This is a genomic window from Nocardioides hungaricus (genome assembly GCF_054782915.1).
Map to the genome: position 1 here is coordinate 132,422 of NZ_BAAGRO010000033.1, position 23,751 is coordinate 156,172.

Here is a 23,751-nt window from a genome sequence, read left to right on the forward strand (position 1 = left end):
GGTCTCACGCCCCTGGTCCTGCCATGTCTCAGGACATCGGTGACGCTCCTGGCCGATGCTCGACGCGACGCGCTGGCCCCGCCCGCCAGCTCGCGCCTACGTGCGAACTCGGACGCGCCCCGCCCGCCGAGTTGCCGTCGTCGGCGTTCGTGCCAGCGTCGGCAGGTCGTGGATGCGACGCATGGATCCAGCAGTGAAGCCCTCGCGAGGGGGGCCTGCGCCATCCGGATGTCACCGTCGGCGCGCTTCAGGCCGTCGGATGGTCCGAGTCCCGGATCGCGCCTCCCCGCGCGAGCCACCAGCGTGCGGCGCGCCGGGTCTCTGTTTCCTCGGACTCCGCCAGCGTCCTCAGCTGCGGTGCTTGCGCCATGCCGAGCGCGAAGAGGGTCGCGTGCCGTTCCAGGGCCCGCGCGTCGTCGTAGGCAGCCGCGATCCTCTCGGCGTCGTCGGCCGAGAGTGCCCCGCCGAGGCCGGCGTTGACCAGCGCCCGCGCCCGGACCGACGGCCGCTTGTCCTCGCGCGCGAGGCGCACGACCTCGTCGCGCTGCCCGCCGTCGCCGACGCGCATCAGCACGGTCCACGCGCGCGCGGCGATGAGGTCGTTGGGGTCGGCGGCGAGTCGCAGGCAGTGTCGTGCCGCCGCCGGGGCGTACGGCGACGCAGCGACCAGTAGGGCCGCGTGGTGGCGCCGGGGCTTGTGGGAGTGGAAGAGCGCCTCGCGGAGCAGCCGGCGCAGCATCAGGTCCGGCTCCTGCGGGTGGTGGCTGGGCGTGTCCGCCTGGACGGCGGGGGCGAGCTCGGCGACGACCGAGGCGGCCCGAGCGGACAGGATCATCTCGTCCCCGTCGCGCGCCTGCGAGACGAGCTGGTGGGCGCGGCGGGTGCGCAGCGCGCGGTTCACCCGCTCCCACGAGTCCTCCGGCAGCCGGACCGCGAGGTCGAAGGAGTCGAGCCGGCCGTCGAGCGACTCGCCGCGGCGCAGCGCCCCGACGACGTGGGATTCCAGCCGGGGGAGGGCCGCCTCGTCGAAGTGGCCGCGCGCGAGCTTGGTCGCGGCGACCGACGACGCCGCCCGCCGCAGATGCCTGTTCTCGCCGTCGGCCGAGAGCATCCGCAGCGTCAGGGCGGCGGCCGCGGGGTCGGGCACCTCGCTGAGCAGGTTGAGCACTGGCGCCACCACCTGGGTGTCGGGGTCGGTCACGAACTGGCCGACCGCGAGGATCAGGTGGCGCCGGGCGTTGGGGTGCCGGATGAACGCCGCCGCGGCCTCGTAGCGGCGTACGTAGCTCGAGCCCGCGGCCACGCCGAGCTCGTCGACCAGCGCGCGGCAGAGCGCGGTCCAGTCGGACTCGCGGAGGAACACCCGCTCGAAGCGGTTGAAGTGGTCGGCGAGCTGGAGCCACTGGGCGCCGGTGGCGCCGCCGGCCTCGGTGCGGTCGATCAGCCGGTTGAGCTCGGACTCGGACAGCTCGGCGTCGCGCAGCACGTTGTCGCGCGGCGTCGGGCCGGTGCCGAAGGAGCGGCGCAGGCCGCCGGCCACCGATACCAGGGAACCCTCGGTCAGCCCGAGCGCCTCCTCGTAGGTGGCCGCGACCCGGGTGGGCAGCGGCTGGAGCCCGGACTCCCAGCGCGAGACGCGCGAGGCGTCCACGGTCACGCCGCGCTCGCGCAGCGCCGCGATGAAGCCGTCGCGCCGGGCGAGATCGGGGTCGGGGCCGAGCACCCGGGCGACGGTGAGCAGCCAGGCGACCCGTTGGTCGCAGCCGACCACGCCGCTCGCAACGGGATGTGGGTCGTCGGGCAGGCGCTGCGGCCGACCCCGCCGCCGTCCTGGCGGAGACGCGCTCTCCACTGACATGATCCCCCGATCCCTGGGCGCCCTCCCACCTGAGTCGTGAGCGCCCGGACCCATTTATTGCAGGTTTGGCGACACGCTGCAACAACAACGCCGCAACCCGGGCATCGCCCCTAACGTTCGGTCCGGCACTCGTGGATCCGTGTACGGGTGCTGCACACACGAGGCTCGGGCCTCATGTAAGGAGCCGGGGGACACTCTCCCCGCTCACTCACTCCGGAAGGAAACACAGCATGAACAGCAGCGGCATCAAGCGGGGGCTGGCCGGTACGGCCGTCGCCGCCCTGGCGGTGACGGGTCTCCCGTTCCTCGCCACGTCTGCCTCGGCTACCCCGCTCGTTGAGCAGGAGGCCGCTGGCAACGTCACCCTCCAGACCCCGGCGTCGGTCGCGTCGTTCAAGAACGACGGCGTCGACAGCACCGCTCGACTCGTCGCCACCGGCGGCTCGGACGTCCAGCAGGTCCAGTTCCAGTACCACAACGGCACCGCCTGGGTGAACATCGGCTCGCCGGTGTCCCGCGCCAACGGCGTATTCTCGGCCGATTGGTCCCCGCCGGCCTCGATCTACAACACCTCCGTCGACGTCCGCGCGCAGGCCCTGGGCAGCGTCGGCACCGAGATCGACACCGACGTCAACAACGTGCTGGTCACGGCCAACCAGGAATCGGTCAACATCGGCAACGCCGCGGGCTCGCAACTCGGCTACTTCGACCAGCCCTACGCCGGCGAGTCTGCCACCTCGCGGCTGGCTGGCATCTCCGGCACCACCTCGGACGTCTCGTCCAACCCGGCCCTGACCTTCGACGTGCTCAACAACTCCGCGGCCGCGACCACGGAGGACGTGGCGGGAGCCGTCGCCGACGGCGCGACCAGCCGGACCTTCTCTGCGCCGATCAACCTCGACGGCTACCCGATCGACAGCACCGACCCGAAGCTGGACCAGGCGCTGGTCCAGGCCCAGGCCGGTGGCGAGGACGTCGAGTCGGTGACCCTGTACAAGCAGACGATCACCAACGTGACGGCCGAGGCGGCGACGCCGACCGTCCAGGGGACGAACACCACCGACATCACCGTGACGGTCGTCGACCAGAACGGCAACCCGGTGGTGGGTGCCCAGGTCGTGAGCGACGACGCCGGTGTCACCGGCGCGGTGTCCGGCACCACCACCGAGTACACCAACTCGCGGGGCAAGGCGGTCTTCGAGGGCGCCGACGACACGAACGGCACCTCGGCGGGCACCACCTACGGCTTCCTCGTCAACACGACGGACGACGCGGGCTACCAGTCCGCGGTCGACTTCCAGCGGAGCGTCACCGTCACCGCCTACGACCCGTCCGCGTCCAGCCTGTCGGCCGCTTCTGCCGACGGCGCCGCGTTCGACTTCGACGAGAACGACAGCAACGACATCCAGATCACCGTCCGCGACCAGAGCAACGCTCCGGTCCCGGCCGGCACCCAGGTCAGCTGGCAGTGGGTCATCGCTCCGTTCGACAACACCGTCACCGCCCCGAGCCCGATCAACGGCGGCGGCGCGACGGCTGCCAACGGCACCGTCGACGTGGCGTTCCCGACCGGCCAGCCGGCGGGCACCTACACGCTGAACTACTGGATCAACCGCGACGGCACACCGGGCGAGGGCTCGGGCGACCTGTCCGGCACCGACCTCGTGGTCAAGGCCGGCAACGCCAACGTGGTCTGGGCCGACGACGCGGTCGCGCAGGCTCCGGCCGGCACCACCGCGACGTTCGAGGGCTCCCTGAAGCTCGAGGACGGCGTCACCGGCCTGCCGGGTCGCAACCTCGCGATCGCCTGGACCAAGAACGCGTCCGGCAACGCCGTCCTCGGCGCCCAGGCCGCTCAGCCGGCGGGCACCACCCGGGTCTCGGACACCGCGGCGACCACGACGACCGGCGCCGACGGCGGCTTCGGCGTCGCGGTCTCCGACCCGGCCGTCCCGGCTCCGGGCCCGCAGGTCGACGAGCTCGCCGGCGACCTGACGGCGCAGACCACCAACACGACCAACATCGGCAACGCCAATGACGCATCGTCGCTCCAGGTGGACTTCTTGAAGAACACCGCCCCGAGCACGCCGGCCGACATCGACATCCACCTCGACGACCTGATCAACGGCATGGCCACGCCGGGCCGTCCGATGGACCTCGACGTCACGGTCAGCAACTCCGACGGTACCGAGCTTACCGATTACCCCGTCACCGTTTCGGTCGACCGGGGTCTCGTGGGCGCGGACGCTGAGTCCGAATCGGACCTGGTGCCGGACCCGGCCGCGGCCGAGGGCGGCGCTTATGGCGAGTGGAAGTTCAACGGCACCTCGCAGGAGCTCACCACCGACGACGGTGGCGAGACCGGCACGATCGTCGGCATCGAGAAGGACGACCTGTTCCGGACCCAGTCCACGGTGCCGGTCACGGTCACCATCAAGGCCGGCAACGTCACCACCACCCAGGTCATCGACTTCACCTCGCAGGACCCGCTCAACGGCGGCAACCTGAGCATCGAGTTGGACGACCAGCAGTCCGTCTCGGTGCTGCCGAAGGCGCCGACCACCGAGGCGGTGGGCTACAACGTCTTCACCACCGACCAGTTCGGCAACCTCGTCGACAATGAGTCGGTCGACCTCACCGACGACCTCGCGGGCGCCCTGGTGAACGGCTCGGACAGCCCGACCACGGTCAACTCGCAGTTGGCGAGCGAGAGCCCGTCGATCGTACTGTCCTCGGGCACGGCCGGTTCGCAGAAGGTCTCCGGTGAGTGGGACACGGTCACGAACACCTACACCGACGGCGACACGAGCACGCCCGGCTTCCAGCCGTCCGTGGTGACCAAGCCGAAGACGGCGACCGCGACCAGCGCGGCTGTCGACTGGTACGCCATCGACTTCGCGAACTCGGTCTACTCGCTGACCCACACCGGTGCGGACACGCAGCCGGTCGGCACGACGGTCACCGAGACCTACAAGGCGGTCGACCAGAACGGCGAGCCGATCTCTGGTCTCGACGTCGAGTTCTTCCGGACCGGTCCGGACGACCTGGGCGATGGCGACGGCAACTCCGGCGGGACCACCAACGCGCAGGGCGAGACGTACTACGTCTTCCAGGGCGCGAAGGCCGGCACCGCCACCACCACCGCTGTCGTTTACATGTACAACGGCACCGACTGGGTGCTCGTCCCGCAGGCCGAGCAGACCGACGTGGTCAAGTTCCGCGGCACGGTCAACGACCCGAACCTGAAGGTCACCGGTAAGGGCAAGGGCAAGGACAGGGTGAAGGCTGACGCCATCAGCGCGGCTGCCGGCGCCAAGGCCACGCTGTGGGTCGGCGGCAAGAAGGTCGCCAGCAGGACCCTCAACGGCTCGGGCAACGCCATCTTCACGGTCAAGGACAAGAACGGCAACAAGCCGACCAAGTACACCGTGAAGATCACGTCGACGTCCAAGACCACGGCTGACCAGGCCAGCAAGCGGATCAGGTGACGTCCTGAACGTCTGACGGGCGGGCTCCGGGACAGCTGAGTGACTGTCCCGGAGCCGGCTCCCCCGGGGGCGCCGCTCCCGCAACCCCCGAGCAACACAACTGAAGCAAGAAGTCGGGACACACAGACGCGGTCCGGGCCATTCTCTGTTTGCCGCTGCGCGAGAATGGTCCGGACCGCCTGTCTCACCCTAGGGCATGCGGTCCCGTACGCCCCGCAAGCAGGCGCCACCGTCTCGGTGGCGCTTGTCGCAGGTTCTGGACCCCTCCGCCTAGACCGGCGGCCGGGACTGGACGGCGAGCTAGGCGTGGGCGCCGGAACCATGCCGACCCGGAGCGCGACTGGCGGTATCCTCGGCAGGGCAGAACGGAGGTATGGCGGTGACCGCTGAAACGATCGAGCCCGAGCCTGTTCCGTTGGTCCGAGACCGGGCCGGTCGGCTCATGGTGCCCGGCACTCGCATCTCCCTCGACATCCTCGTGGCCGCCTTCAAGAGGGGCGAGTCGCCCGACGCGATCCACGAGGACTACGAGACGGTGGCGCTCGCGGACGTCTATGCGATCTTCTCCTACTATCTGCGGCACCGCGCCGAGGTCGAGAGCTACCTGGCTGAGCAGGCCCGACTCGGTACAGAGCTCCGGGAGCGGATGGAGGAGATCTACCCGCCTCAAGGCCTGCGTGCCAGGTTGCTCGCGACTATGGCAGGAGAGTCAGGTAGTCGGTGTGACGCGGCCGAACGTTCGGGAAGTGCCGGTGATCCAGCGTCGCGATGTCGGTGACATTGAGCCGCTCGGCGATCGCGATCACCGACGCGTCGGTCGTCCCGAGCGGGAAGTCTCGGTAGGTGTCGACGAGCTCGATAACGCGGGTGACGTCCTGGGTGACGAGGTCGACCAGCGCCAGGTCTCCATCGGCGAACGCCTGCAGGAACATCAGCTCCTGATCCGTTCCGCCCTGCTTCTGGATGGCGTATGCGACCTCCGCGACGACGGTCTGCGGCACCAGCAGCTTCTCTGAGTTGAGGTGCAGAGCGGCGAACATGTCGACGCATCGACGGTGATCACGATCATCCGAGATCGCGGCGGCAATCAGCGGACCCGAGTCCACCAAGATCATCCGCGGAAGTCCTGGCCGAACCCTGCCTCGGCAAGCAACTCATCGACCCGGCTGGCGTTGTCGGTGCGGTCGTTGGCCGCGTGCTTGATGCTGCCGAAGAACGCCGGGGGCCAAGGACGGTCGCCTCGTGTCCTCCGTGAGTCGAGCGCGCGGGCAGTCGACAGAAGTGTGCTCACCTCTGCCTCGGGAAGCTCCTCGATGAGGTGGATGAGCTCCTCGCGCGCCTCGGACATGACCATCAGTCTAGCGACCGCGGTCACCTGTCCCTCGTTCCACGCGCCCAGCGCAACCTCCTCAACCACCGAGAGCTGAACGCCTCATCGAGAGCACCCAGCGGCGTCCGGGGTGCTCGGTGAGCGTCCAGAGCCGGTCGGCGGCCGGGTCGTGGGCGAGGTCCTCCGGGCCCATCGGCACGGCGTGCCGCCGCTCGCGCAGCGCGCCGACCGGGCCGCTCCAGACCGAGCCGGGCCGCCACGGGCCGTGCGAGGCGGTGAGGTACCAGCGGCCGCCCGTGTGTACGGCGCCCTGGGCGCGCCGGACGCCGGCGTCGTGCGTGACCAGCGGACCGCCGACGGGACCGCGACCCAGGCGACCGCCGGCGGCGTCGTACTCGCCCACGACCAGGCCGTCCCCGGCGGAGCCGACGAATGAGCACCGGAACGGCTCCGACGGCTCGAGCAGCTGGCGCACGGGCAGCAGGTAGCCGTCCGGCCCGCGCACGATGTCGTCGGTGTCGCAGACCCAGAGGCCCTCGCGGGTCGCGGCGACGTAGAGCCGCGTGCCGAGCCACGCGACCCCGCCGGCGTGCGCGCGCAGCGCCTCGTGCCCGTCGACGGTCGGGGCGACCAGCTCGACGTGGCGGTAGCGGCGCCGGCGGGTGTCGAGGAACGAGAGCCGGACGCCGCCGCCCTTCGCGTACCAGGTGGTGACCACGTAGCGGCCGCCCGGCGCGACCGAGATGCCCTGCGGCCACCAGCGCCGGTCGCGGCGGTCCGCCCGGTCCCACGTCCAGGCCCGGTGCGGCGTCCGGCAGGGCGCGAGGGTACGCCGCAGCCGCCGGTCGAGGTCCACGAGGACCGCCGAGAGGCCGACCCGGCCGCCGTACCGCGCCGCGAGGGCGTCGACCTCGTCTGCGAGGTCCGAGGCCGGGGTCAGGTGCACGACTTGAGAGCCTAGTTCGGAGTCGGACCGTGACACACAGGGTATGACACTTGGTGTTACCTTCGGTGCATGGCCACCATCACCTTCCGCACGGACCCCGAGGTCGACGCCGCGCTGGCGGCCCTCGTCGGCGAGGGCCGCGACCGTTCGCGGGCGATCAGGGACGCCATCGTGGAGGCCGCCCGCCGGGAGCGTGCCGCGCGGCTCCGTGCCGAGGCGGAGAGCATCGCCTCCGACCATGACGACCGGGCCGAGGCGAGGGCGGTTCTGGAGGAGATGGAGGATCTGCGTGCGTGGTGACGTGCACAAGCTCCGTGCTCCCCGGGGGGCCACGGGGCACGAGCAGCACGGACGCCGGTACGCCGTCGTCGTCCAATCCGACCTGCTGCCGCTCTCGACCTGGCTCGTCGCGCCGACCTCGCGCAGCGCGCGATCGGCGAGCTTCCGGCCGGAGATCGAGATCGAGGGCGACACCACGAAAGTGCTGGTGGAGCAGACGGCGGCCGTCGACCCTGAGCGGTTGGGCGACATCGTCGGGCATCTCTCCCGTGCCGAGATGGACGAGGTCGACGCCGGGCTGCGTACGGTCCTCGGCCTCGGATGAGCCCAGCGTGGTGAGCCCAGCGTGGTGAGCCCAGCGTGGTGAGCCCAGCGTGGTGAGCCCAGCGTGGTGAGCCCAGTGGTGGGAGCGGCGATCCTCCGGGACGGGCGCGTCCTCGCCGCCCGGCGTACCCGCCCGCCGGAGGCGGCCGGTCGGTGGGAGTTCCTGGGCGGCAAGGTGGAGCCGGGGGAGACACCCGAGGCCGCGCTCGTGCGCGAGGTCGCCGAGGAGCTCGGCTGCGCGATCGAGGTGACCGGCTGGCTGCCCGGCGAGGTCGCGATCGGGGAGCGCCATGTGCTCACCGTCGCGACCGCCTCGCTCGTCGCGGGGGAGCCGCGGCCGCGCGAGCACGACCGGGTCCGCTGGCTCGGCGCCGATGAGCTCGGCGAGGTCGACTGGCTGGAGCCCGACCGCCCGTTCGTGCGTGCCCTTGGCCGACTGCTCAGCTGACGGCGGTGTATCACTTGCAGACTTGGTGTTACACTCACGCGTGTGCCGACGACACGACCGCGCTATCCGATCACGGAGACCCAAGAGGTCGCCGAGGCGCTCGAGGTCGCGGCGAGCCGCTGGCCCGAAGACCGCGACAAGCCGCGGATCCTCCTCCTGCACCTCATCGCCGAAGGCATGGAGGCCGTGCGGGCGTCCGATGCGGCCCGGATCGCCGAGCGACGCGCGGCCGTCGAACGCACCGCGGGGAGTGCGTCTGACATCTTCGAGCCCGGCTACCTCGAGAGGCTGCGCGAGGACTGGCCCGAGTGATCGCCCTAGACGCCAGCCTCGTCATCGCCCACCTCGGAGCCCAGGAGCCCCGCCACGACGAGGCGACGGCTCTCTTGGCGGACCTGGCTGGCGAGCAGATCTGGATGAGCACGGTCAATGTCGCGGAGGTGCTGGTCGGCTACGCGCGCGGCGGTCGTCTCGACCAAGGCGCGGCGGCGCTTGCCACGATCGGTGTCGAGGAGCGGCCGCTGCCGGGCGATGCCGCGCCGCGACTTGCCGAGCTGCGGGCCAGCACTGGCCTGAAACTGCCCGACTGTTGCGTCCTGCTCACCGCCGAGTCCGCAGGTGCTGCGGTCGCGAGCTTCGACCGCCGACTCCGTGGCGCCGCCGAGCGGCGCGGCATCGTGGTGATGCCATGAGAGGCATCTTCTTCGACGAGGACGACGCGCGGGCGGCGGTCGCCCGGCTGATCGGCCTCGGCTACGACGCCCGGGTCGAGCGCGAACGGCTGGCCGGCGAGGACGACGACGAGGGCCACCCGTGGGCGGTGCTGACCGACGCCCCGGACCTCGAGCTCGAGCTGCTGGTCGAGCAGTACGACGGCTGGCTGGACGCCGACGACGGGCCGGCCGCCCGGCCGCCCCTGGAACTGCCCACGCAGCCGCGGCGGCTCACGGAGCCGTGACCGGCACGGCCGGTCAGCACGCGGGGTCAGCACGCGGGGTCAGTACGCGGGGTCAGCCGACGACGTCGATCGGGCACCGGGGACCGCTGGCCGATGCCAGCCGGCGATCCGCTGTGACCAGGGTGCCGTCGAGCCGCTCGGCGAGGGCGACGTAGGCGGCGTCGTACGGCGTGATGTTCTCCCGGAGCTCCCACATGCGCGGCAGCAACGGCCCCAGGTGCATCCGGCGGATCGGGATGCTCGCGAGGTGTCGCAGGGCGGACGGAACGGACGCCTCGACGGCCGGAGTGCTGCGCGCGATCCCGCGCAGGGCGGAGACCACCTCGGCGTCGAGGTGCGCGGGTGCGAACAGCTCGTCGCCAGCCCGGAGCCTGGCGACCACTGCGTCGCGCCGAGGGTCGTCGGCGGCGTAGAAGGCGGTCAGCACCGAGGCGTCGATCACCGTCGGGCTCACGACGCCTCCCGTGCCTCCCGCACCGCTGCCACGGCGTCCTCGAGACTGACGCCGGTCTCCCTCGGGGGCGGGTAGGAGTCGAGGTAGTCGCTCAGGTGCGTCATCCGGGCGATCTCGCTGAGTCTGTCGACGACGAAGGCCGACAGCGACTGCCGGTTGTCGGCCGCAGCCTCGGCAAGCGCGGCGTAGACGTCGTCGGGCACGTCGCGCAGGTTCATCCGCTTCATGGTGCCATCATGGCACCAAGCGCCGGCTGGCTCTCCGGCCTCTCCCGCGAGATCGCCACGATGGCGGTGACGCCGCAGATCGCCGAGACCGCCGTCGCGCTGCCCGCGACCTTCCCGGGCGATCCGGCGGACCGGCTGATCTTCGCCACCGCGATCGTGACGGGAGCGCAGCTGGTCACCAAGGACCGGCGGATGCGGTCCCATCCGCAGCCGCGAGTGATCACGGTCTGGTGACGGCGTCGCCGCGCGGAAGATCCAGCGCCTCGCGTGGGTTGTGGGTCTCGACAGGCTCGACCACCGACAGGCTCGACCACCGACGTACCTAGGATCGACGAATGACCGCTGACCAGCGCCTGCTGCTCGTGCATGCCCACCCCGACGACGAGTCGATCGGGCAGGGCGCCACGATGGCGAGGTACGTCGCCGAGGGCCGCGGCGTGACGCTGGTGACCTGCACCGCCGGCGAGATGGGCGAGATCCTGGTCCCCGGTCTCGAGCACCTCGCCGCCGACCGCGACGACCGCCTCGGCGAGCACCGCAAGGAGGAGCTGGCGGCGGCGATGGAGGAGCTCGGCGTGACCGACCACCGGTGGCTCGGCGGGTTCGGCACCTACCGCGACTCCGGGATGAAGTGGCACGACGAGGGCTACGCGATCGCGGGTGACCTGCCAGAAGATGGACAGGGCCATGACAACGCGTTCTGGCGCGCCGACCTCACCGAAGCGGCTGACCACCTCGTCGCAATCGTCCGCGAGGTCCGGCCGCAGGTGCTCGTCGCCTACGACCAGTTCGGCGGCTACGGCCACCCCGACCACATCCAGGCCCACCGGGTCGCGATGTACGCCGCGCAGCTGGCCGCGGTGCCGTCGTACCGCAAGGACCTCGGCGATCCCTGGGAGGTCGCCAAGATCTACTGGGGCGCGATGTCGGAGAGCCGGCTGCGGGCCGGCCTGCGGGCGCTGCGCGAAGCCGGCGACACCACCACCTTCGAGGGCATGGACCCCGACGGGCCGCTGCCGCCCTTCGTCACCGCCGACGAGGACCTTGCGGCGGGCGTCGACGCGACGGCGTACGTCGACCGCAAGCTCGCCGCGATGCGCGCGCACGCCACCCAGATCACCACCGACGGCCCCTTCTTCGCGCTCTCCAACAACCTCGGCGACGTCGCGTGGGGGGTGGAGTTCTTCCGGATCGCCAAGGGGGAGCGCGGCCCGGTCGGCGCGGACGGCCTCGAGACCGACCTCTTCGCCGGGATCTAGATGCGCCTCCTCGCGGCCGCCGGCCTCCTGCTGGCCGGCGCGGTCACCGGTGTGGCGACCGTCGCGCTGCACCAGCTCTGGTGGGGCCTGGCCCTCGCGACCGTCGCCGTCGTGGCCGCGGTCGTGGCGCTGCCCGCGGGCTGGTGGTCGCGGCTGGCGTTCGTGGTCGGCCTCGACCTGGTGGTCGGCTGGCTGACGATGCCGCGGGCCGAGGGCGACTACCTGATCAGCCGGGACGTCCAGGGGTACGCCGTCTTGATCCTCGGCCTCGTCCTGCTGGTCGGTGCGCTGGGCACGCTGCCCCGGCCGTCGGCTCGCTCCTGACCACGACCCGAGACGCTTCCGGACATCTCTCGACGAGTCTCTGCGCCCTCCTTGGAACGTAACATCTATGATACGCTCTGGAGAGAGAGGAGCGACCGCCATGGCCAGCACGAGTGCCTTCTGGGACGACCTTGCGCGTGACCTCGAAGACCCGAAGTTCCTTCGGGAGTTCGTCGTCGAGTCCATGCGCATCGCCACCATCGACGAGGTGGTCAATGCCCTCGACGACGCCCGCGAGGCAGCCGGGCTCTCCAAGGCCGAGCTCGCTCGCGCCATCCAGGTCGAGCCGGCGACGATCCGACGCCTCTTTGCCTCCGAGAAGTCCAACCCGACGCTCGGCACGCTGGCGGAGGTGGCCGCCGCGCTCGGCATGAGGATCACCCTCGAGCCGCTCGCCGACGAAGAACGGAGTCAGGTCACCGAGCCTCTCCTGGCTGGGCGCAGCGCCGACCCGGCGGGCCTTGCTCGCCACCTTCACGGTCTGCGAACCCGCACGAAGGCTCCCGCGTAGGCCCTCAGCCGACGGAGCGCGGGTTGCGGCTCAGATACTCATCGCCCATCGAGCGCACCGCTGCATAGTCGGCGTAGCTCAGGGTGGTGCGGAACGGCTTGTCCCGACCGTCAACCACCACCAAGAGCGGCTTCTTCCGACCTGTGGCCTCGGCGCCGACCGACACCACGCGGGGCGGGACCGGAAGGGGGGCCTCCTGCTGGCGGTCGCGGTCGTGGCGCTGCCCGCGGGCTGGTGGTCGCGATGGGTGCCGCTCCCCGGCCGTCGGCTCGCTCCTGACCCGCGCGGTCCGCGCTCGCGCCGTCAGCCGCTCGCCTGCGCGGTCGACTCGCGGACGACGAGTGTGGCAGGCATCTTGGCGCGCCGCGTCCGTCGGCCCGGCTCCTTGAGCGCCAGCCCGAGTGCCTTGGCCCCCATCTCGGCCATGGGCAGCCGGATCGTGGTGAGTGCGGGCGCGAGGTCCTCGGCGACGGCGACGTCGTCGAACCCGGTCACCGACATCTCGCCCGGCACGGACACCCTCGCGCGGCGGGCCTCGGCGAGCACCCCGATCGCCATGTCGTCGTTGAGCGCGATCACCGCGGTGGTGTCGGGGTGATCCTCGAGGATGCGGCGCATGCCTGTGCGGCCGCCGTCGCGGGCGAAGGCCTCCTCCAGTACCGGGATGTCCTCTCGCGGCACGCCGGCGGCGTCGCAGGCCAGGTGGATGCCGGCCAGCCGATCAGCCACGGTGGTCAGAGCGCGGGATCCGGCGACCACGGCGACGCGCCGGTGGCCCAGGTCGAGCACGTGCTCGGCGATCTGCCGCCCCCCGTCGACGTTGTCGGGCAGCACGGCGTCGGCGCGCAGGTGGTGGCGGCCGATCACGGCCACCCGGCCGCCGGAGGCGGCGTAGCTCTCGAACTCGAGCCGCGCGGGCGTCTCGATCTCGGGGTCCACGAACCCCGAGCCGGCGACCAGGATCGCGCCGACCCGGTTGGCAACGAGCGCGCGCACCTGAGTGAGCTCGGTGTCGGGGTCGCGGCCGGTGTGGCAGATCTGGACGGTGAGGCCCCGTTCGGTGGCGACGCCGAGCACGCCGCTGGCGATCTCGGAGAAGTACGGGTCGCCGATCTCGTGCACTAGGAGGCCGATGCTGTCCGAGCTGCCGCCGGCCAGCGACCGGGCGTGCATGTTGGTGACGTAGCCGAGCTCGCGGGCGGTGGCCCGGACCCTCTCCGCCACTGCCGGGCTCACGCCGTTGGTGCCCGCGAGCGCCCGCGAGGCGGTGGCGATCGAGACGCTCGCCGCCTCGGCGACGTCGAGCAGGCGCGGCCGCATCACGGGTGACACCGGTGGACCTCCGTCTTCTCGTCGCCCTGCCTGGTGCCGCGGATCTGGTCGAGTGTGACCCTTGCCACCGGGGGTGAGGCATGTGTACCGTCAGTGTAGCCCCTAACGTAAGCGCTTACGCAATCGCTTACACGGGCTTCCCGCATTGGCTCTCCGGCGACTCGCCCGAGCTCGAGACAAGGAAATTCCCCGATGACACTCATGCGCCTGACCCGGCCCGGTGCCCGGACCCGTCGTTCGCTCGCGGCCGCCTCCGGCCTCGCTCTCGTCGCGACCCTGAGCGCCTGCGGGCTCGGCTCGGGTGGCGACTCCTCCGGTGGTGGCGGCGGTGGCGGCGACGAGATCGTCATCGGGATCTCGCTGCCGCTGACCGGCGACTTCAGTGAGCCGGGCAAGGCCGTGCAGCGCGGCTACGAGGCCTGGGCCGGCTACGTCAACGACAACGGCGGCCTGCTCGGCAAGCAGGTGCGGCTGATCGTCCTCGACGACCAGTCCAGCGCCGACCGCGTCTCCGCCGACTACGAGAAGCTCATCAACCAGGACAAGGTCGATCTCGTCTTCGGCCCGTTCTCGACCCGCCTGGTGATCCCCGCGGCCCAGGTGGCCAAGGACTACGGCTTCTTGTTCGTCGAGCCGGCGGGTGCCGCCGAGGAGGTCTTCCAGCAGGGTTTCGACAACCTCTTCTACGCCGCGCCGGCGGTCGCCAACGACCACTACAACCGGCTCGCCGAGAAGATCCTGTCGCTGCCGCCGGACCAGCGGCCGAAGACCGCGGCGTACGCCTCGATGGACGACCCGTTCGCCCAAGGCACGGCCTACGGCCTCAAGGACAAGCTCGAGGCGGGCGGCGTGAAGACCGTCGCCGACGAGGTCTACCCGCCCAACACCACCGACTTCAGCAGCATCGCCGCCAAGATCGCTGCCTCCAAGGCCGACCTGGTCGTCGGCGGCACGCAGTACCAGGACGCGGTCAACCTGATCGTGGCGCTGCAGCAGCTCGACTACCAGCCCGCCATGGCGGCCTTCTCGACGGCGCCGACCAACCCCGAGTTCTCCAAGGCGATCGGCGCCAAGACCGAGGGCATCCTCTCGCCCACCGGCTACACGCCAGCCGCGAAGTACCCCGAGAACGTCGCCTTCGTGAAGTACTTCACCGACAAGTACGGCGAGGCGCCCAACGAGGACGCCGCCAACGCCTGGACCACGGGTGAGGTCGTCGCCGACGCCGTCGAGAACGCCAACTGCGCCGACCCGAGCCAGGAGTGCCAGCAGCAGCTGATCGACTACCTGCGCAAGGCCACGGTCGACACCGTCGTCGGACCCCTGAGCTGGGACGCGCAGGGTCGGCCGCAGAGCGCCCACCTGATCCAGCAGTACGTCGACGGCAAGATCCGCATCGTGCTGCCGGAGGACCAGGCCGAGGCGCCGTTCATGCCGGTCAAGCCGAAGTGGTGACCGGTTGATGTCCGGCTCCCTCCTCCTGCAGAGCCTGATCCTCGGCATCCTGCTGGGCGGCCTGTACGCCCTGCTCGCCGCGGGCCTGACGCTCTACTTCGGGGTCATGCGCGTGGTGATGATCGCCCACTCGGCGTTCCTCATCCTGGCTGCCTACCTGGCGTGGTGGTTCAACCAGCAGACCGGGATCGACCCGCTGCTGACGCTGTTCTTGACGGTGCCGCTGTTCTTCGGCATCGGCGTGGTGATGCAGCGGTTCCTGCTCTCGCGGCTGCGCCCCGCCACGCTGACGATGATGTCGGTGCTGCTGACCTTCGCGATCGCGCTCACCATCGAGGGCCTGCTCGGCTTCCTCTTCACCGGCGCGCAGCGTCGCATCCAGCTCGGCTACTCCGCTGCCAGCTTCGACTTCCTCGGTGCCCAGGTCGCGGTGGTCAAGCTGATCGCCTTCGGGCTCGCGGCCGCCTCGCTGCTCGCGCTGTTCCTGATCATGACGCGCACCCGCTTCGGCCAGGCCCTGCGTGCGACGATCCAGCATCCGGAGGCGGCCCGGCTGCTGGGCATCCGCACCGACCGGATCGCCGGGTTCGGGTTCGGGCTCGGCCTGGCCACCGCGGCCGTCGGCGGCACGGCGCTCTCGCTCGACGCCACGATCTACCCCTCGCTGCACTGGAACTGGATCGGCCCGCTGATGGCGATCATCGTCATCGGCGGCCTCGGCAGCATCCCAGGCGCGGCGATCGCGGCGATGCTCCTGGGCGTCTCCCAGGCCCTGCTGCAGATCCCGATGGGCACCACCTGGGCCCAGACGGTCTTCTACGTCGCCCTGTTCGCCACCTTGATGGTCCGCCCGCAGGGGTTCTTCGGAGGTCGTCTTGCCCAGCGTTTCTAGCCCGCCCCTGCCGTCGGCTCCCGCGGTCGCGGGCTCCAGCGGATTCGACCGGGCCCTGCGCGGCGTCCGCGCGGTGCTCCTCACCGCCGTGGTGCTGCTCGTGGTCGCCTTCCCCTCGTTGGCGCCCGACGCGTTCATCCTCTCGGTCGGCGTCACTATCGCGATGTACGCCGCCTTCTCGGTCGGCTGGAACTTCGTCGGCGGCTTCACCGGCTACATCTCGCTGGGGCACGCGGCCTACACCGGTCTCGGCGGCTACGGCACCGCGCTACTCGTCATGAAGGCGGACCTCAACCCGTGGGTCGCCTGGGTGGTGGCGGCCCTGGCCGTGGCCGTGATCGCCGTCCCCATCGGTGTCGCGTCGCTGCGCGTGCGCGGGGCGTCGTTCGTGATCGTCTCGATCGCGGTGGTGCTGATCCTGCTGTTGGTCTCGCAGAGCTGGTCGCAGGTCACCGGTGGCTCCAACGGCCTGCGCGTGCCGCGCCCCTTCGGTCCTGACGTGCTGCGGCCCGAGCAGCACGAGCGCTTCTTCTACATCACCTGCGTGCTGGTCGCGGTCATGCTGCTGACCTGGTGGGCGATCGACCGCTCGCGGTTCGGCACCGGGCTCAAGGCGATCCGCGAGGACGAGGACAAGGCCCAGGCGCTCGGCGTGCCGACCTTCGCCTACAAGCTCGCGGTGTTCGTCATCTCCGCGTTCTACACGGCGCTGGCGGGCGGCCTCTACGCCCTGTGGTTCGGCTTCCTCGACCCGATCTTCCAGTTCTCGATCCTGCTCGGCGCCTACCTGGTGCTGATGTCGCTGCTCGGCGGGATCCGCAGCCTCTTCGGCCCGGTGGTCGGCGCGGTGATCGTCGGCTACGCGCTGGAGTACTTCAAGGCCAACTTCGGCGACACCCAGATCCACCTGGTCGCGCTCGGCCTGATGCTCGCCCTGGTCGTGCTGTTCATGCCCGACGGGGTGCTGCCGGCGCTCGGCGCGCTGGTCGAGCGGCTGCGGCCCGGGTCGCGCACCTCGATCCGCGAGGAGTCCGCGTCCGACCTGCTCGAGCGCAACCGCCGCATCGACCAGGGCCGTGGGGACGGGCCGGCCGATCCCCCCGACGGCGCTGCACGGGTCGAGGAGGTCGCGCGATGAGTACGTCGACCACCACCGCCTCGCTGGAGACGCGTGGTCTGACCAAGAGCTTCGGCGGCGTGCGCGCCGTCGACGGCGCCGACGTGACCTTCCACCACGGTCGGATCAACGCGCTGATCGGGCCGAACGGGTCGGGCAAGACGACGTTCTTCAACTGCGTGACCGGGATGGTCCGGGCCGATGCGGGCACGGTCTCCTACCGGGGTCGCGACATCACCGGCAAGGCCCCGCACCGCATCGCGGGCGCGGGGGTCGGCCGCAGCTTCCAGCTGTGCCGGGTCTTCCCGCGGATGACCGTCCTCGACAACATGCTCGTCGGCGTCCGCCCGTCGGGCCTGGTGCACGGGCTCCGCGGGGCGCACAACGCCGACGACATCGCCCGGGCGCGGGAGCTGCTGCGCCGGGTCGGCATCGACCATCTGGAGCGGTCCGAGGCGCGGGACATCTCCTATGGCCAGCAGAAGCTGCTCGAGCTCGCGGGGGTGCTGATGACCGACCCCGAGACGATCATGCTCGACGAGCCCGCCGGCGGCGTGAACCCCGCGCTGATCGGGCGGATCGCCACGCTGGTCCGCGAGCTCAACGCCGAGGGCCGCACCTTCGTCATCGTGGAGCACAACATGGACCTGGTGATGAGCCTGTCCGACCACGTCGTGGTCTTCGACCGGGGCCGTCCGATCGCGGAGGGCCCGCCGTCCGAGGTCCAGCAGGACCGGCGAGTCCTGGAGGCCTACCTTGGCGTCTGACACCCATCCCCCCGAGTATCTGCTCGAGCTCACCGACATCGAGGCCGGCTACGGGCGGGCGGCGCTCGTGCTCCGCGGCCTGACCGTCAAGGTGCCGGCCGGCAGCATCGTCTGCCTGGTCGGTCCGAACGGCGCCGGCAAGTCGACCGTGCTCAAGGTCGCCAGCGGGATGCTGACCCCGCGGTCGGGAACGATCACGGTCAACGGCCGTGACGTGACCCGCGACGGTCCGCACGACATGCTCGCGAACGGGCTCTCCCACGTGCTCCAGGGCCACTCGGTCTTCAAGGAGATGTCGGTCGAGGAGAACGTCCGGCTCGGCGCCTACACGATCCGTGACAAGGCGGCGATCGCCGAGCACGTCGACTTCGTGCGGTCCCTCTTCCCGGTGGTCGCCGAGCGCTGGCGCGACCTGGCGGGGGCGCTCTCCGGCGGCCAGCAGAAGCAGGTCGAGTTCGCCCGGTCGCTCATGGTGAGCCCGAGCGTTGTGCTGCTCGACGAGCCGTCGATGGGTCTGGACCCGAAGACCACCAGCAAGGTCTTCGAGCAGATCGTGCGGATGCGCGAGGCCGGCATCGCCGTGCTGCTGGTGGAGCAGAACGCGCGCCGCGCGCTCGAGACCGCCGACATCGGCTGTGTGCTCGACCTCGGCCGCGTGCATCTCACCGGCCCGGCGCCCGCGCTGCTCGACGACCCGCAGCTGGCCGAGCTCTACCTGGGCGGCTCGCCCCCCGGCGTACCTGCCTGACCGACGTACCGATCCATCACAGCAACGACACGGGAGACAGCACCGATGGCCACGCGCACCCAGCGCATCATCATGAACGGCGTCACCGGACGCATGGGGTACCGCCAGCATCTGGTGCGGTCGATCCTCGCCCTGCGCGACGAGGGCGGGCTCGAGCTCGAGGACGGCACCCGCTTACAGGTCGAGCCGGTGCTCGTGGGCCGCAACCACGACAAGCTGGCCGAGCTGGCCCGGCGCCATGACGTCGCGGAGTTCACCACCGACCTCGGCGGCGCGATCGCCGACGGCGCGAACGGCGACCTGCCGGCGGTCTACTTCGACGCACAGGTGACCTCCGAGCGCAAGAAGGCCATCCTCGAGGCGCTCGCTGCCGGGCTGCCGGTGTACACCGAGAAGCCGCTGGCCGAATCGGTCGAGGAGGGCCTCGAGATCGCCGAGACCGGCGCGGCGGCCGGCACCACCAACGGCGTGGTGCACGACAAGATCTTCCTGCCCGGCCTGGTCAAGCTCAAGCGGCTGGTCGACAGCGGCTTCTTCGGCCGGATCCTGTCGGTGCGCGGCGAGTTCGGCTACTGGGTGTTCGAGGGCGACCTCCAGCCCTCGCAGCGGCCGAGCTGGAACTACCGCGCGGCTGACGGCGGCGGCATGGTCCTCGACATGTTCTGCCACTGGAACTACGTCTTCGAGCACCTCTTCGGCCGGGTCGACTCGGTGATCGCCCGGGCGGTCACGCACATCCCCGACCGGTGGGACGAGCAGGGCCGCCGGTACGACGCCACGGCCGACGACGCGGCGTACGCCATCTTCGAGATCGGCGACACGGTCGTGCAGATGAACTCCTCGTGGGCGGTGCGCGTCGACCGCAAGGAGCTGGTGGAGTTCCAGGTCGACGGAACGCACGGGTCGGCCGTCGCGGGCCTGTTCGGCTGCCGCGTGCAGCCGCGGGTGCGCACGCCCAAGCCGGTGTGGGATCCCGACATCCCGACCGACCAGGACTTCCGGGCGCAGTGGGACGAGGTGCCCGACAACCAGGAGTTCGTCAACGGATTCCGCGGCCAGTGGGAGGCATACCTGCGTGACCTGCACGCCGGCCGGCCGCACCCGTTCGACTTCATGTCGGCGGTCCGCGGCCTGGAGCTGGCCGAGGCCGGGCTGCGATCCTCGGCCGAGGGGCGGCGCGTCGCCCTGGAGACCCGCACGTGGTGAGCGCGCCCACCGTCGGCCTGCCGACGCCCGCCGGCGGGTGGCGCACCCTCGTGCTCGGCCCGCCGGGCGAGTGGGCCGACCACCCGCAGCCCTACCGCACGCGTACCGCGTTCGCGGCGGCCCATGTGGTCGCCGACCCGCGCGGCGAGAACGTGCCGGGCGCACCGGCGGTCCTCGACTGGGACGCCACGCTCGCCTTCCGCCGCGAGCTGTTCCGCTACGGGTTCGGCGTCGCCGAGGCGATGGACACTGCGCAGCGCAATATGGGCCTGGACTGGGCCGCCACCCAGGAGCTTATCCGCCGCAGCGCCGAGCAGGCCGCCGCGCTGGGCGCGCGGATCGCGTCGGGCGCCGGCACCGACCACCGGCCGGAGGCGGCCACGCTCGACGACGTGCTCGAGGCGTACGTCGAGCAGGTGGCCTTCGTGGAGTCCACCGGCTCGCAGGTGATCGTGATGGCCTCGCGGCAGCTGGCCGCGGTGGCCGGCGGCCCCGATGACTACCTCGAGGTCTACGGTCGCGTCCTCGAGCAGGTGCGCGAGCCGGTGATCCTGCACTGGCTGGGCACGGTGTTCGACCCCGCGTTGGCGGGCTACTGGGGCAGCACTGACGTGCTCGCGGCCACCGACACCTTCCTCGATCTGGTCCGGGCCCACGCGGACCGGGTCGACGGGGTCAAGGTCTCGCTGCTGTCGGCCGAGCACGAGGTCGGGCTGCGGGCCGCGCTGCCCGAGGGGGTGCGCCTCTACACCGGCGACGACTTCAACTACCCGGAGCTGATCCGCGGCGACGGCACCCATCACTCCGACGCGCTCCTCGGCGCGCTCGCGGCCATCGCACCCGCCGCCTCCCGCGCGCTGGCCATGCTCGACGAGGGCGACCTGGCGTCGTACGACGCGGCGATGGCGCCGACGTTGCCGCTGTCGCGTGCGGTGTTCGAGGCGCCGACCTTCCACTACAAGACCGGGATCGCCTTCCTCGCCTGGCTCAACGGCCACCAGCCCGGGTTCACCATGGTCGCCGGGCTGCAGTCGGCGCGGTCGGCGCTGCACCTCGCCCGACTCGTGGAGCTCGCCGACGCCGCCGGCCTGCTCCGCGACCCCGACCTGGCCGCCGCCCGGATGACGCAGTGGCTCTCCGTCGCGGGGCTCGGCCGGTGAGCGGCCTCGACCGGCTCTCCCTCAACCAGCGCACGACGGCGGAGTGGTCGCTGCGCGATGCCGTCGAGGGGTGCGTGCGCGCCGGGCTGCCCGCGATCGGCCTCTGGCGCGAGCCGGTCGCCGAGGTCGGCCTCGAGACAGCGGCCGCGATGGTGCGCGACGCGGGGCTGCGGGTGTCCTCGCTGTGCCGCGGCGGGTTCTTCACCGGCCGCGACGACGCCGGGCGCGCGGGCGCCCACGAGGACAACCTCCGTGCGCTCGACGAGTGCGCCACTCTCGGGGCGCCGGTGCTGGTGCTCGTGCCGGGCGGGCTGCCCGAGGGCGACCGCGACCTGCGCGCCGCCCGGGAGCGCGCGGCCGAGGCGATCGCGGCCCTCGCCCCGGAGGCCGCGGCGCGCGGCGTACGCCTCGGCATCGAGCCGATGCACCCGATCTTCGCCGCCGACCGCGGCGTGGTCTCCACGCTCGCCCAGGCCCTCGACATCGCCGAGCGGCACCCGGTCGACCGGGTCGGTGTCGTCGTCGACACCTTCCACCTGTGGTGGGAGCCCGGCATCCACGAGACGATCGCGCGGGCCGGCGCCCGCGTGGCGGCGTACCAGATCGGCGACTGGATCACGCCGCTGCCGCCCGACGCTCTCCTGTCGCGCGGGATGGTCGGCGACGGTCACGTCGACTTCGCCGGCCTCACCGCCGCGGTCGCCGCCACCGGGTACGCAGGCGACGTCGAGGTCGAGATCTTCAACGCCGACGTCTGGGCCGCCCCCGGCGACGAGACCGTGGCCACGATGGCTGAACGCTACCTGCGGCTCGTGGCGCCGTATCTGTAGCGTCCCACGCTCCGGCGACCGCTCGGGACGGCCGTCTCGGGCCGTTTCCTAGGATTGCCCGTGTGACCGGTCTGCAGAAGCCGTCGAAGCCTGCTCGCGAGGGCGCGGGCGGCAAGGTCGTCCTGCTCATGCTGCTGGGTCTGGCCGTGCTCTGCGGCGGGCTCTACGTGGCGGCGTACCTCGCTGCCGGCGACAAGGTGCCGCGCGGCAGCACCATCGCAGGGGTCGAGGTCGGCGGCCGCTCCGCCGCGGAGGCCGAGAAGGCGCTGCGCGCGGGCCTGGCCGACCGGGAGGACCGGTCGATCACCGTCGTCGTCGACGGCCAGAGCATCCCGGTCGCTCCGGACGACGCCGGCCTGTCGGTCGACTACGCCGCCTCGGTCGCGGCCGCCGGCGGCGGGCGGAGCTGGAGCCCCGGGCGGCTGTGGGACTACTGGACCGGCGGCGACGACCTGGACGCGGTCGTCGAGGTCGACGCCGCGGCGTTCGAGGCCGCCCTCGAGAGCATGGCCGAGCAGGTCGGTACGCCGCCGACCGACGGCGCGATCGCGTTCCGCGGGTCCGACATCGTGGTGACCGACCCCGCCGACGGGCAGGAGGTCGACCCGGCCGCAGCCAGCGAGAGCATCACGGCGGCGTACCTCTCCGCCGACGGCGCCGACGCCCAGGTGCCGCTGCGCACCGCCGCGCCCGAGATCGACCAGGCCGACGTGCAGCGGGCCCTCGAGACGTTCGCGAACCCGGCCATGTCGGCGCCGGTGACGCTGGTCTTCGGCGACTCCCCGGTGCGGCTGCGGCCGCAGGACTTCTCGAAGGCGCTCGGGATGAGGGCCCAGGACGGCAAGCTCGTGCCGGACCTCGACGAGAAGGCCCTGGTGAGGCTGGTCGACGCCGGCGTCAGCGACGAGGACCAGCCGGTCGACGCCACCGTGGAGCTGGTGGACGGCAAGCCGAAGGTGGTGCCCGCCAGGCCCGGGGTGACCTACGACCCCGCGGACGTCAGCGACGCGTTCCTCGAGCTGGTCACCCGCTCCGGCGAGGACCGGAGGATGAAGGTGGAGTCGACCGTCGCGGAGCCGGAGTTCACCACCGCCGACGCGCGGGCCCTGAAGATCAAGGAGCAGGTGTCGACGTTCACGACGTACTTCCCCTACGCGGAGTACCGAAACATCAACATCGGCCGAGCCGCCGAGCTGATCGACGACACCGTGCTCAAGCCGGGCGAGGTGTTCTCGCTCAACGACACCGTCGGCGAGCGGACCCGGGAGAACGGCTTCACCGAGGGGTTCGTCATCAGCGACGGCATCTTCAAGGAGGACCTCGGCGGCGGGGTCTCGCAGATGGCGACGACGACGTTCAACGCGGCGTTCTTCGCCGGGCTCAAGGACATCGAGCACAAGCCGCACTCGTTCTACATCGACCGCTACCCGGTCGGCCGCGAGGCGACGGTCGCCTGGGGCGCGATCGACCTGCGGTTCAAGAACGACACGCCGTACGGCGTCCTCATCCACGCGACCGTGCAGCCGAGCACACCGTCCTCGCAGGGCGTGGTGACGGTCTCGATGTACTCCACGAAGTACTGGGACATCTCGTCGACGACCTCGGACCGCTACAACTTCCGGCCGCCCGCGACCCGGACCCTGACGACCCCGGACTGCTACCCGAACGAGGGGTACGCCGGCTTCGACGTCGACGTCACCCGCATCTTCCGCAAGCCGGGGTCGGACGCGGTCGTGAAGACCGAGAAGATGCACACCTCCTACACCCCCTCCGACACGGTGATCTGCAAGAAGCCCAAGGGGGGCTGACCGACGCCGCGTGACCGGGGCCGCAGCGGC

Annotated in this window: 29 protein-coding genes; 21 read left to right on the forward strand and 8 right to left on the reverse strand. The window is 71.4% G+C overall.

Going from position 1 to position 23,751, the window contains the following annotated elements; translation table 11 throughout:
- Positions 1 to 247 precede the first annotated feature (247 nt).
- Entirely contained in the window at positions 248 to 1,771 is a 1,524-nt protein-coding gene (locus ACYVKX_RS14155; protein ID WP_460833455.1) for a hypothetical protein, read from the reverse strand.
- Between the two features lie 317 nt (positions 1,772 to 2,088).
- Between ACYVKX_RS14155 and ACYVKX_RS14160 the strand changes: the two genes are divergently transcribed.
- Positions 2,089 to 5,346, forward strand: coding sequence for a beta strand repeat-containing protein (locus tag ACYVKX_RS14160; protein ID WP_460833459.1), 3,258 nt, complete (start codon positions 2,089 to 2,091; stop codon positions 5,344 to 5,346).
- A 442-nt stretch (positions 5,347 to 5,788) separates the two neighbouring features.
- Positions 5,789 to 6,124, forward strand: a complete 336-nt coding sequence (locus tag ACYVKX_RS14165) for a DUF433 domain-containing protein (protein WP_460833754.1) — start codon at positions 5,789 to 5,791, stop codon at positions 6,122 to 6,124.
- Here ACYVKX_RS14165 and ACYVKX_RS14170 read toward each other — a convergent pair.
- The 3 genes from ACYVKX_RS14170 to ACYVKX_RS14180 form a co-directional block, all read right to left on the reverse strand.
- A complete protein-coding gene (locus ACYVKX_RS14170; RefSeq protein ID WP_460833462.1) occupies positions 6,042 to 6,452 on the reverse strand; it encodes a type II toxin-antitoxin system VapC family toxin in 411 nt (136 codons plus the stop codon). The genes ACYVKX_RS14165 and ACYVKX_RS14170 overlap by 83 nt on opposite strands.
- Positions 6,453 to 6,457: 5 nt before the next feature.
- On the reverse strand, positions 6,458 to 6,694 hold the full coding sequence (locus ACYVKX_RS14175) for a hypothetical protein (RefSeq protein ID WP_460833464.1): 237 nt from the start codon (positions 6,692 to 6,694) through the stop codon (positions 6,458 to 6,460).
- A 61-nt stretch (positions 6,695 to 6,755) separates the two neighbouring features.
- Complete coding sequence (locus tag ACYVKX_RS14180; protein ID WP_460833466.1) at positions 6,756 to 7,622, reverse strand: hypothetical protein; 867 nt, start codon at positions 7,620 to 7,622, stop codon at positions 6,756 to 6,758.
- A 69-nt stretch (positions 7,623 to 7,691) separates the two neighbouring features.
- Between ACYVKX_RS14180 and ACYVKX_RS14185 the strand changes: the two genes are divergently transcribed.
- The 6 genes from ACYVKX_RS14185 (at position 7,692) to ACYVKX_RS14210 (ending at position 9,631) form a co-directional block, all read left to right on the forward strand.
- Positions 7,692 to 7,922: a hypothetical protein gene (locus ACYVKX_RS14185; protein WP_460833468.1), complete on the forward strand. Its 231-nt coding sequence runs from the start codon at positions 7,692 to 7,694 to the stop codon at positions 7,920 to 7,922.
- Entirely contained in the window at positions 7,912 to 8,226 is a 315-nt protein-coding gene (locus ACYVKX_RS14190; protein WP_460833470.1) for a type II toxin-antitoxin system PemK/MazF family toxin, read from the forward strand. Before ACYVKX_RS14185 ends, ACYVKX_RS14190 begins: the two co-directional genes overlap by 11 nt.
- A gap of 66 nt (positions 8,227 to 8,292) precedes the next feature.
- Entirely contained in the window at positions 8,293 to 8,673 is a 381-nt protein-coding gene (locus ACYVKX_RS14195) for a (deoxy)nucleoside triphosphate pyrophosphohydrolase (RefSeq protein ID WP_460833473.1), read from the forward strand.
- A gap of 42 nt (positions 8,674 to 8,715) precedes the next feature.
- Positions 8,716 to 8,985 (forward strand): hypothetical protein, encoded by a 270-nt coding sequence (locus ACYVKX_RS14200; protein WP_460833476.1) that lies wholly within the window; start codon positions 8,716 to 8,718, stop codon positions 8,983 to 8,985.
- Positions 8,982 to 9,365: a type II toxin-antitoxin system VapC family toxin gene (locus tag ACYVKX_RS14205; protein ID WP_460833479.1), complete on the forward strand. Its 384-nt coding sequence runs from the start codon at positions 8,982 to 8,984 to the stop codon at positions 9,363 to 9,365. Before ACYVKX_RS14200 ends, ACYVKX_RS14205 begins: the two co-directional genes overlap by 4 nt.
- Positions 9,362 to 9,631, forward strand: coding sequence for a hypothetical protein (locus ACYVKX_RS14210; RefSeq protein WP_460833481.1), 270 nt, complete (start codon positions 9,362 to 9,364; stop codon positions 9,629 to 9,631). Before ACYVKX_RS14205 ends, ACYVKX_RS14210 begins: the two co-directional genes overlap by 4 nt.
- A 52-nt stretch (positions 9,632 to 9,683) precedes the next feature.
- On the opposite strand, the gene ACYVKX_RS14215 is transcribed toward ACYVKX_RS14210, so the two are convergent.
- Positions 9,684 to 10,085, reverse strand: coding sequence for a type II toxin-antitoxin system VapC family toxin (locus ACYVKX_RS14215; RefSeq protein ID WP_460833484.1), 402 nt, complete (start codon positions 10,083 to 10,085; stop codon positions 9,684 to 9,686).
- Positions 10,082 to 10,312: a hypothetical protein gene (locus ACYVKX_RS14220; RefSeq protein WP_460833487.1), complete on the reverse strand. Its 231-nt coding sequence runs from the start codon at positions 10,310 to 10,312 to the stop codon at positions 10,082 to 10,084. Before ACYVKX_RS14220 ends, ACYVKX_RS14215 begins: the two co-directional genes overlap by 4 nt.
- 9 nt (positions 10,313 to 10,321) lie before the next feature.
- Between ACYVKX_RS14220 and ACYVKX_RS14225 the strand changes: the two genes are divergently transcribed.
- From ACYVKX_RS14225 to ACYVKX_RS14240, 4 genes are all read left to right on the forward strand, one after another.
- Positions 10,322 to 10,546, forward strand: a complete 225-nt coding sequence (locus ACYVKX_RS14225; RefSeq protein WP_460833489.1) for a PIN domain-containing protein — start codon at positions 10,322 to 10,324, stop codon at positions 10,544 to 10,546.
- Between the two features lie 101 nt (positions 10,547 to 10,647).
- The gene (gene mshB, locus ACYVKX_RS14230) at positions 10,648 to 11,571 is read left to right on the forward strand and encodes an N-acetyl-1-D-myo-inositol-2-amino-2-deoxy-alpha-D-glucopyranoside deacetylase (protein ID WP_460833491.1); all 924 of its coding nucleotides are present in this window, start codon (positions 10,648 to 10,650) and stop codon (positions 11,569 to 11,571) included.
- Positions 11,572 to 11,895 (forward strand): hypothetical protein, encoded by a 324-nt coding sequence (locus ACYVKX_RS14235; protein ID WP_460833493.1) that lies wholly within the window; start codon positions 11,572 to 11,574, stop codon positions 11,893 to 11,895.
- A 100-nt stretch (positions 11,896 to 11,995) separates the two neighbouring features.
- Positions 11,996 to 12,406, forward strand: coding sequence for a helix-turn-helix domain-containing transcriptional regulator (locus ACYVKX_RS14240; RefSeq protein ID WP_460833495.1), 411 nt, complete (start codon positions 11,996 to 11,998; stop codon positions 12,404 to 12,406).
- Between the two features lie 4 nt (positions 12,407 to 12,410).
- On the opposite strand, the gene ACYVKX_RS14245 is transcribed toward ACYVKX_RS14240, so the two are convergent.
- Positions 12,411 to 12,575, reverse strand: a complete 165-nt coding sequence (locus ACYVKX_RS14245; protein WP_460833498.1) for a hypothetical protein — start codon at positions 12,573 to 12,575, stop codon at positions 12,411 to 12,413.
- 134 nt (positions 12,576 to 12,709) lie between these two features.
- Complete coding sequence (locus ACYVKX_RS14250; RefSeq protein ID WP_460833758.1) at positions 12,710 to 13,726, reverse strand: LacI family DNA-binding transcriptional regulator; 1,017 nt, start codon at positions 13,724 to 13,726, stop codon at positions 12,710 to 12,712.
- 204 nt (positions 13,727 to 13,930) lie between these two features.
- On the opposite strand from ACYVKX_RS14250, the gene ACYVKX_RS14255 reads away from it, so the two are divergent.
- The 9 genes from ACYVKX_RS14255 (at position 13,931) to ACYVKX_RS14295 (ending at position 23,721) form a co-directional block, all read left to right on the forward strand.
- Entirely contained in the window at positions 13,931 to 15,193 is a 1,263-nt protein-coding gene (locus ACYVKX_RS14255; protein ID WP_460833500.1) for an amino acid ABC transporter substrate-binding protein, read from the forward strand.
- A gap of 7 nt (positions 15,194 to 15,200) precedes the next feature.
- Positions 15,201 to 16,085, forward strand: a complete 885-nt coding sequence (locus ACYVKX_RS14260) for a branched-chain amino acid ABC transporter permease (protein WP_460833503.1) — start codon at positions 15,201 to 15,203, stop codon at positions 16,083 to 16,085.
- Complete coding sequence (locus ACYVKX_RS14265) at positions 16,069 to 17,223, forward strand: branched-chain amino acid ABC transporter permease (protein ID WP_460833505.1); 1,155 nt, start codon at positions 16,069 to 16,071, stop codon at positions 17,221 to 17,223. The genes ACYVKX_RS14260 and ACYVKX_RS14265 overlap by 17 nt, the downstream gene beginning before the upstream one ends.
- A complete protein-coding gene (locus tag ACYVKX_RS14270; RefSeq protein WP_460833508.1) occupies positions 17,220 to 17,969 on the forward strand; it encodes an ABC transporter ATP-binding protein in 750 nt (249 codons plus the stop codon). Before ACYVKX_RS14265 ends, ACYVKX_RS14270 begins: the two co-directional genes overlap by 4 nt.
- The gene (locus ACYVKX_RS14275; protein ID WP_460833511.1) at positions 17,959 to 18,717 is read left to right on the forward strand and encodes an ABC transporter ATP-binding protein; all 759 of its coding nucleotides are present in this window, start codon (positions 17,959 to 17,961) and stop codon (positions 18,715 to 18,717) included. The genes ACYVKX_RS14270 and ACYVKX_RS14275 overlap by 11 nt, the downstream gene beginning before the upstream one ends.
- A 45-nt stretch (positions 18,718 to 18,762) precedes the next feature.
- Positions 18,763 to 19,923, forward strand: a complete 1,161-nt coding sequence (locus tag ACYVKX_RS14280; RefSeq protein WP_460833514.1) for a Gfo/Idh/MocA family protein — start codon at positions 18,763 to 18,765, stop codon at positions 19,921 to 19,923.
- Positions 19,920 to 21,083: a dihydrodipicolinate synthase family protein gene (locus tag ACYVKX_RS14285; RefSeq protein WP_460833516.1), complete on the forward strand. Its 1,164-nt coding sequence runs from the start codon at positions 19,920 to 19,922 to the stop codon at positions 21,081 to 21,083. Before ACYVKX_RS14280 ends, ACYVKX_RS14285 begins: the two co-directional genes overlap by 4 nt.
- Positions 21,080 to 21,913 (forward strand): sugar phosphate isomerase/epimerase family protein, encoded by an 834-nt coding sequence (locus ACYVKX_RS14290; protein WP_460833518.1) that lies wholly within the window; start codon positions 21,080 to 21,082, stop codon positions 21,911 to 21,913. Before ACYVKX_RS14285 ends, ACYVKX_RS14290 begins: the two co-directional genes overlap by 4 nt.
- 62 nt (positions 21,914 to 21,975) lie before the next feature.
- Entirely contained in the window at positions 21,976 to 23,721 is a 1,746-nt protein-coding gene (locus tag ACYVKX_RS14295) for a VanW family protein (RefSeq protein ID WP_460833520.1), read from the forward strand.
- Positions 23,722 to 23,751 lie beyond the last annotated feature (30 nt).

What these genes read in the sequence shown, in the direction of transcription:
- ACYVKX_RS14185 (WP_460833468.1), top strand. Translation starts at nt 7,692, where the DNA reads ATGGCCACCATCACCTTCCGCACGGACCCCGAGGTCGACGCCGCGCTG.
- ACYVKX_RS14220 (WP_460833487.1), bottom strand. Translation starts at nt 10,312, where the DNA reads ATGAAGCGGATGAACCTGCGCGACGTGCCCGACGACGTCTACGCCGCG.
- ACYVKX_RS14280 (WP_460833514.1), top strand. Translation starts at nt 18,763, where the DNA reads ATGGCCACGCGCACCCAGCGCATCATCATGAACGGCGTCACCGGACGC.
- ACYVKX_RS14160 (WP_460833459.1), top strand. Translation starts at nt 2,089, where the DNA reads ATGAACAGCAGCGGCATCAAGCGGGGGCTGGCCGGTACGGCCGTCGCC.
- ACYVKX_RS14260 (WP_460833503.1), top strand. Translation starts at nt 15,201, where the DNA reads ATGTCCGGCTCCCTCCTCCTGCAGAGCCTGATCCTCGGCATCCTGCTG.
- ACYVKX_RS14270 (WP_460833508.1), top strand. Translation starts at nt 17,220, where the DNA reads ATGAGTACGTCGACCACCACCGCCTCGCTGGAGACGCGTGGTCTGACC.
- ACYVKX_RS14175 (WP_460833464.1), bottom strand. Translation starts at nt 6,694, where the DNA reads ATGTCCGAGGCGCGCGAGGAGCTCATCCACCTCATCGAGGAGCTTCCC.
- ACYVKX_RS14235 (WP_460833493.1), top strand. Translation starts at nt 11,572, where the DNA reads ATGCGCCTCCTCGCGGCCGCCGGCCTCCTGCTGGCCGGCGCGGTCACC.
- ACYVKX_RS14225 (WP_460833489.1), top strand. Translation starts at nt 10,322, where the DNA reads ATGGCACCAAGCGCCGGCTGGCTCTCCGGCCTCTCCCGCGAGATCGCC.
- ACYVKX_RS14165 (WP_460833754.1), top strand. Translation starts at nt 5,789, where the DNA reads ATGGTGCCCGGCACTCGCATCTCCCTCGACATCCTCGTGGCCGCCTTC.
- ACYVKX_RS14210 (WP_460833481.1), top strand. Translation starts at nt 9,362, where the DNA reads ATGAGAGGCATCTTCTTCGACGAGGACGACGCGCGGGCGGCGGTCGCC.
- ACYVKX_RS14240 (WP_460833495.1), top strand. Translation starts at nt 11,996, where the DNA reads ATGGCCAGCACGAGTGCCTTCTGGGACGACCTTGCGCGTGACCTCGAA.
- ACYVKX_RS14250 (WP_460833758.1), bottom strand. Translation starts at nt 13,726, where the DNA reads ATGCGGCCGCGCCTGCTCGACGTCGCCGAGGCGGCGAGCGTCTCGATC.
- ACYVKX_RS14255 (WP_460833500.1), top strand. Translation starts at nt 13,931, where the DNA reads ATGACACTCATGCGCCTGACCCGGCCCGGTGCCCGGACCCGTCGTTCG.
- mshB (WP_460833491.1), top strand. Translation starts at nt 10,648, where the DNA reads ATGACCGCTGACCAGCGCCTGCTGCTCGTGCATGCCCACCCCGACGAC.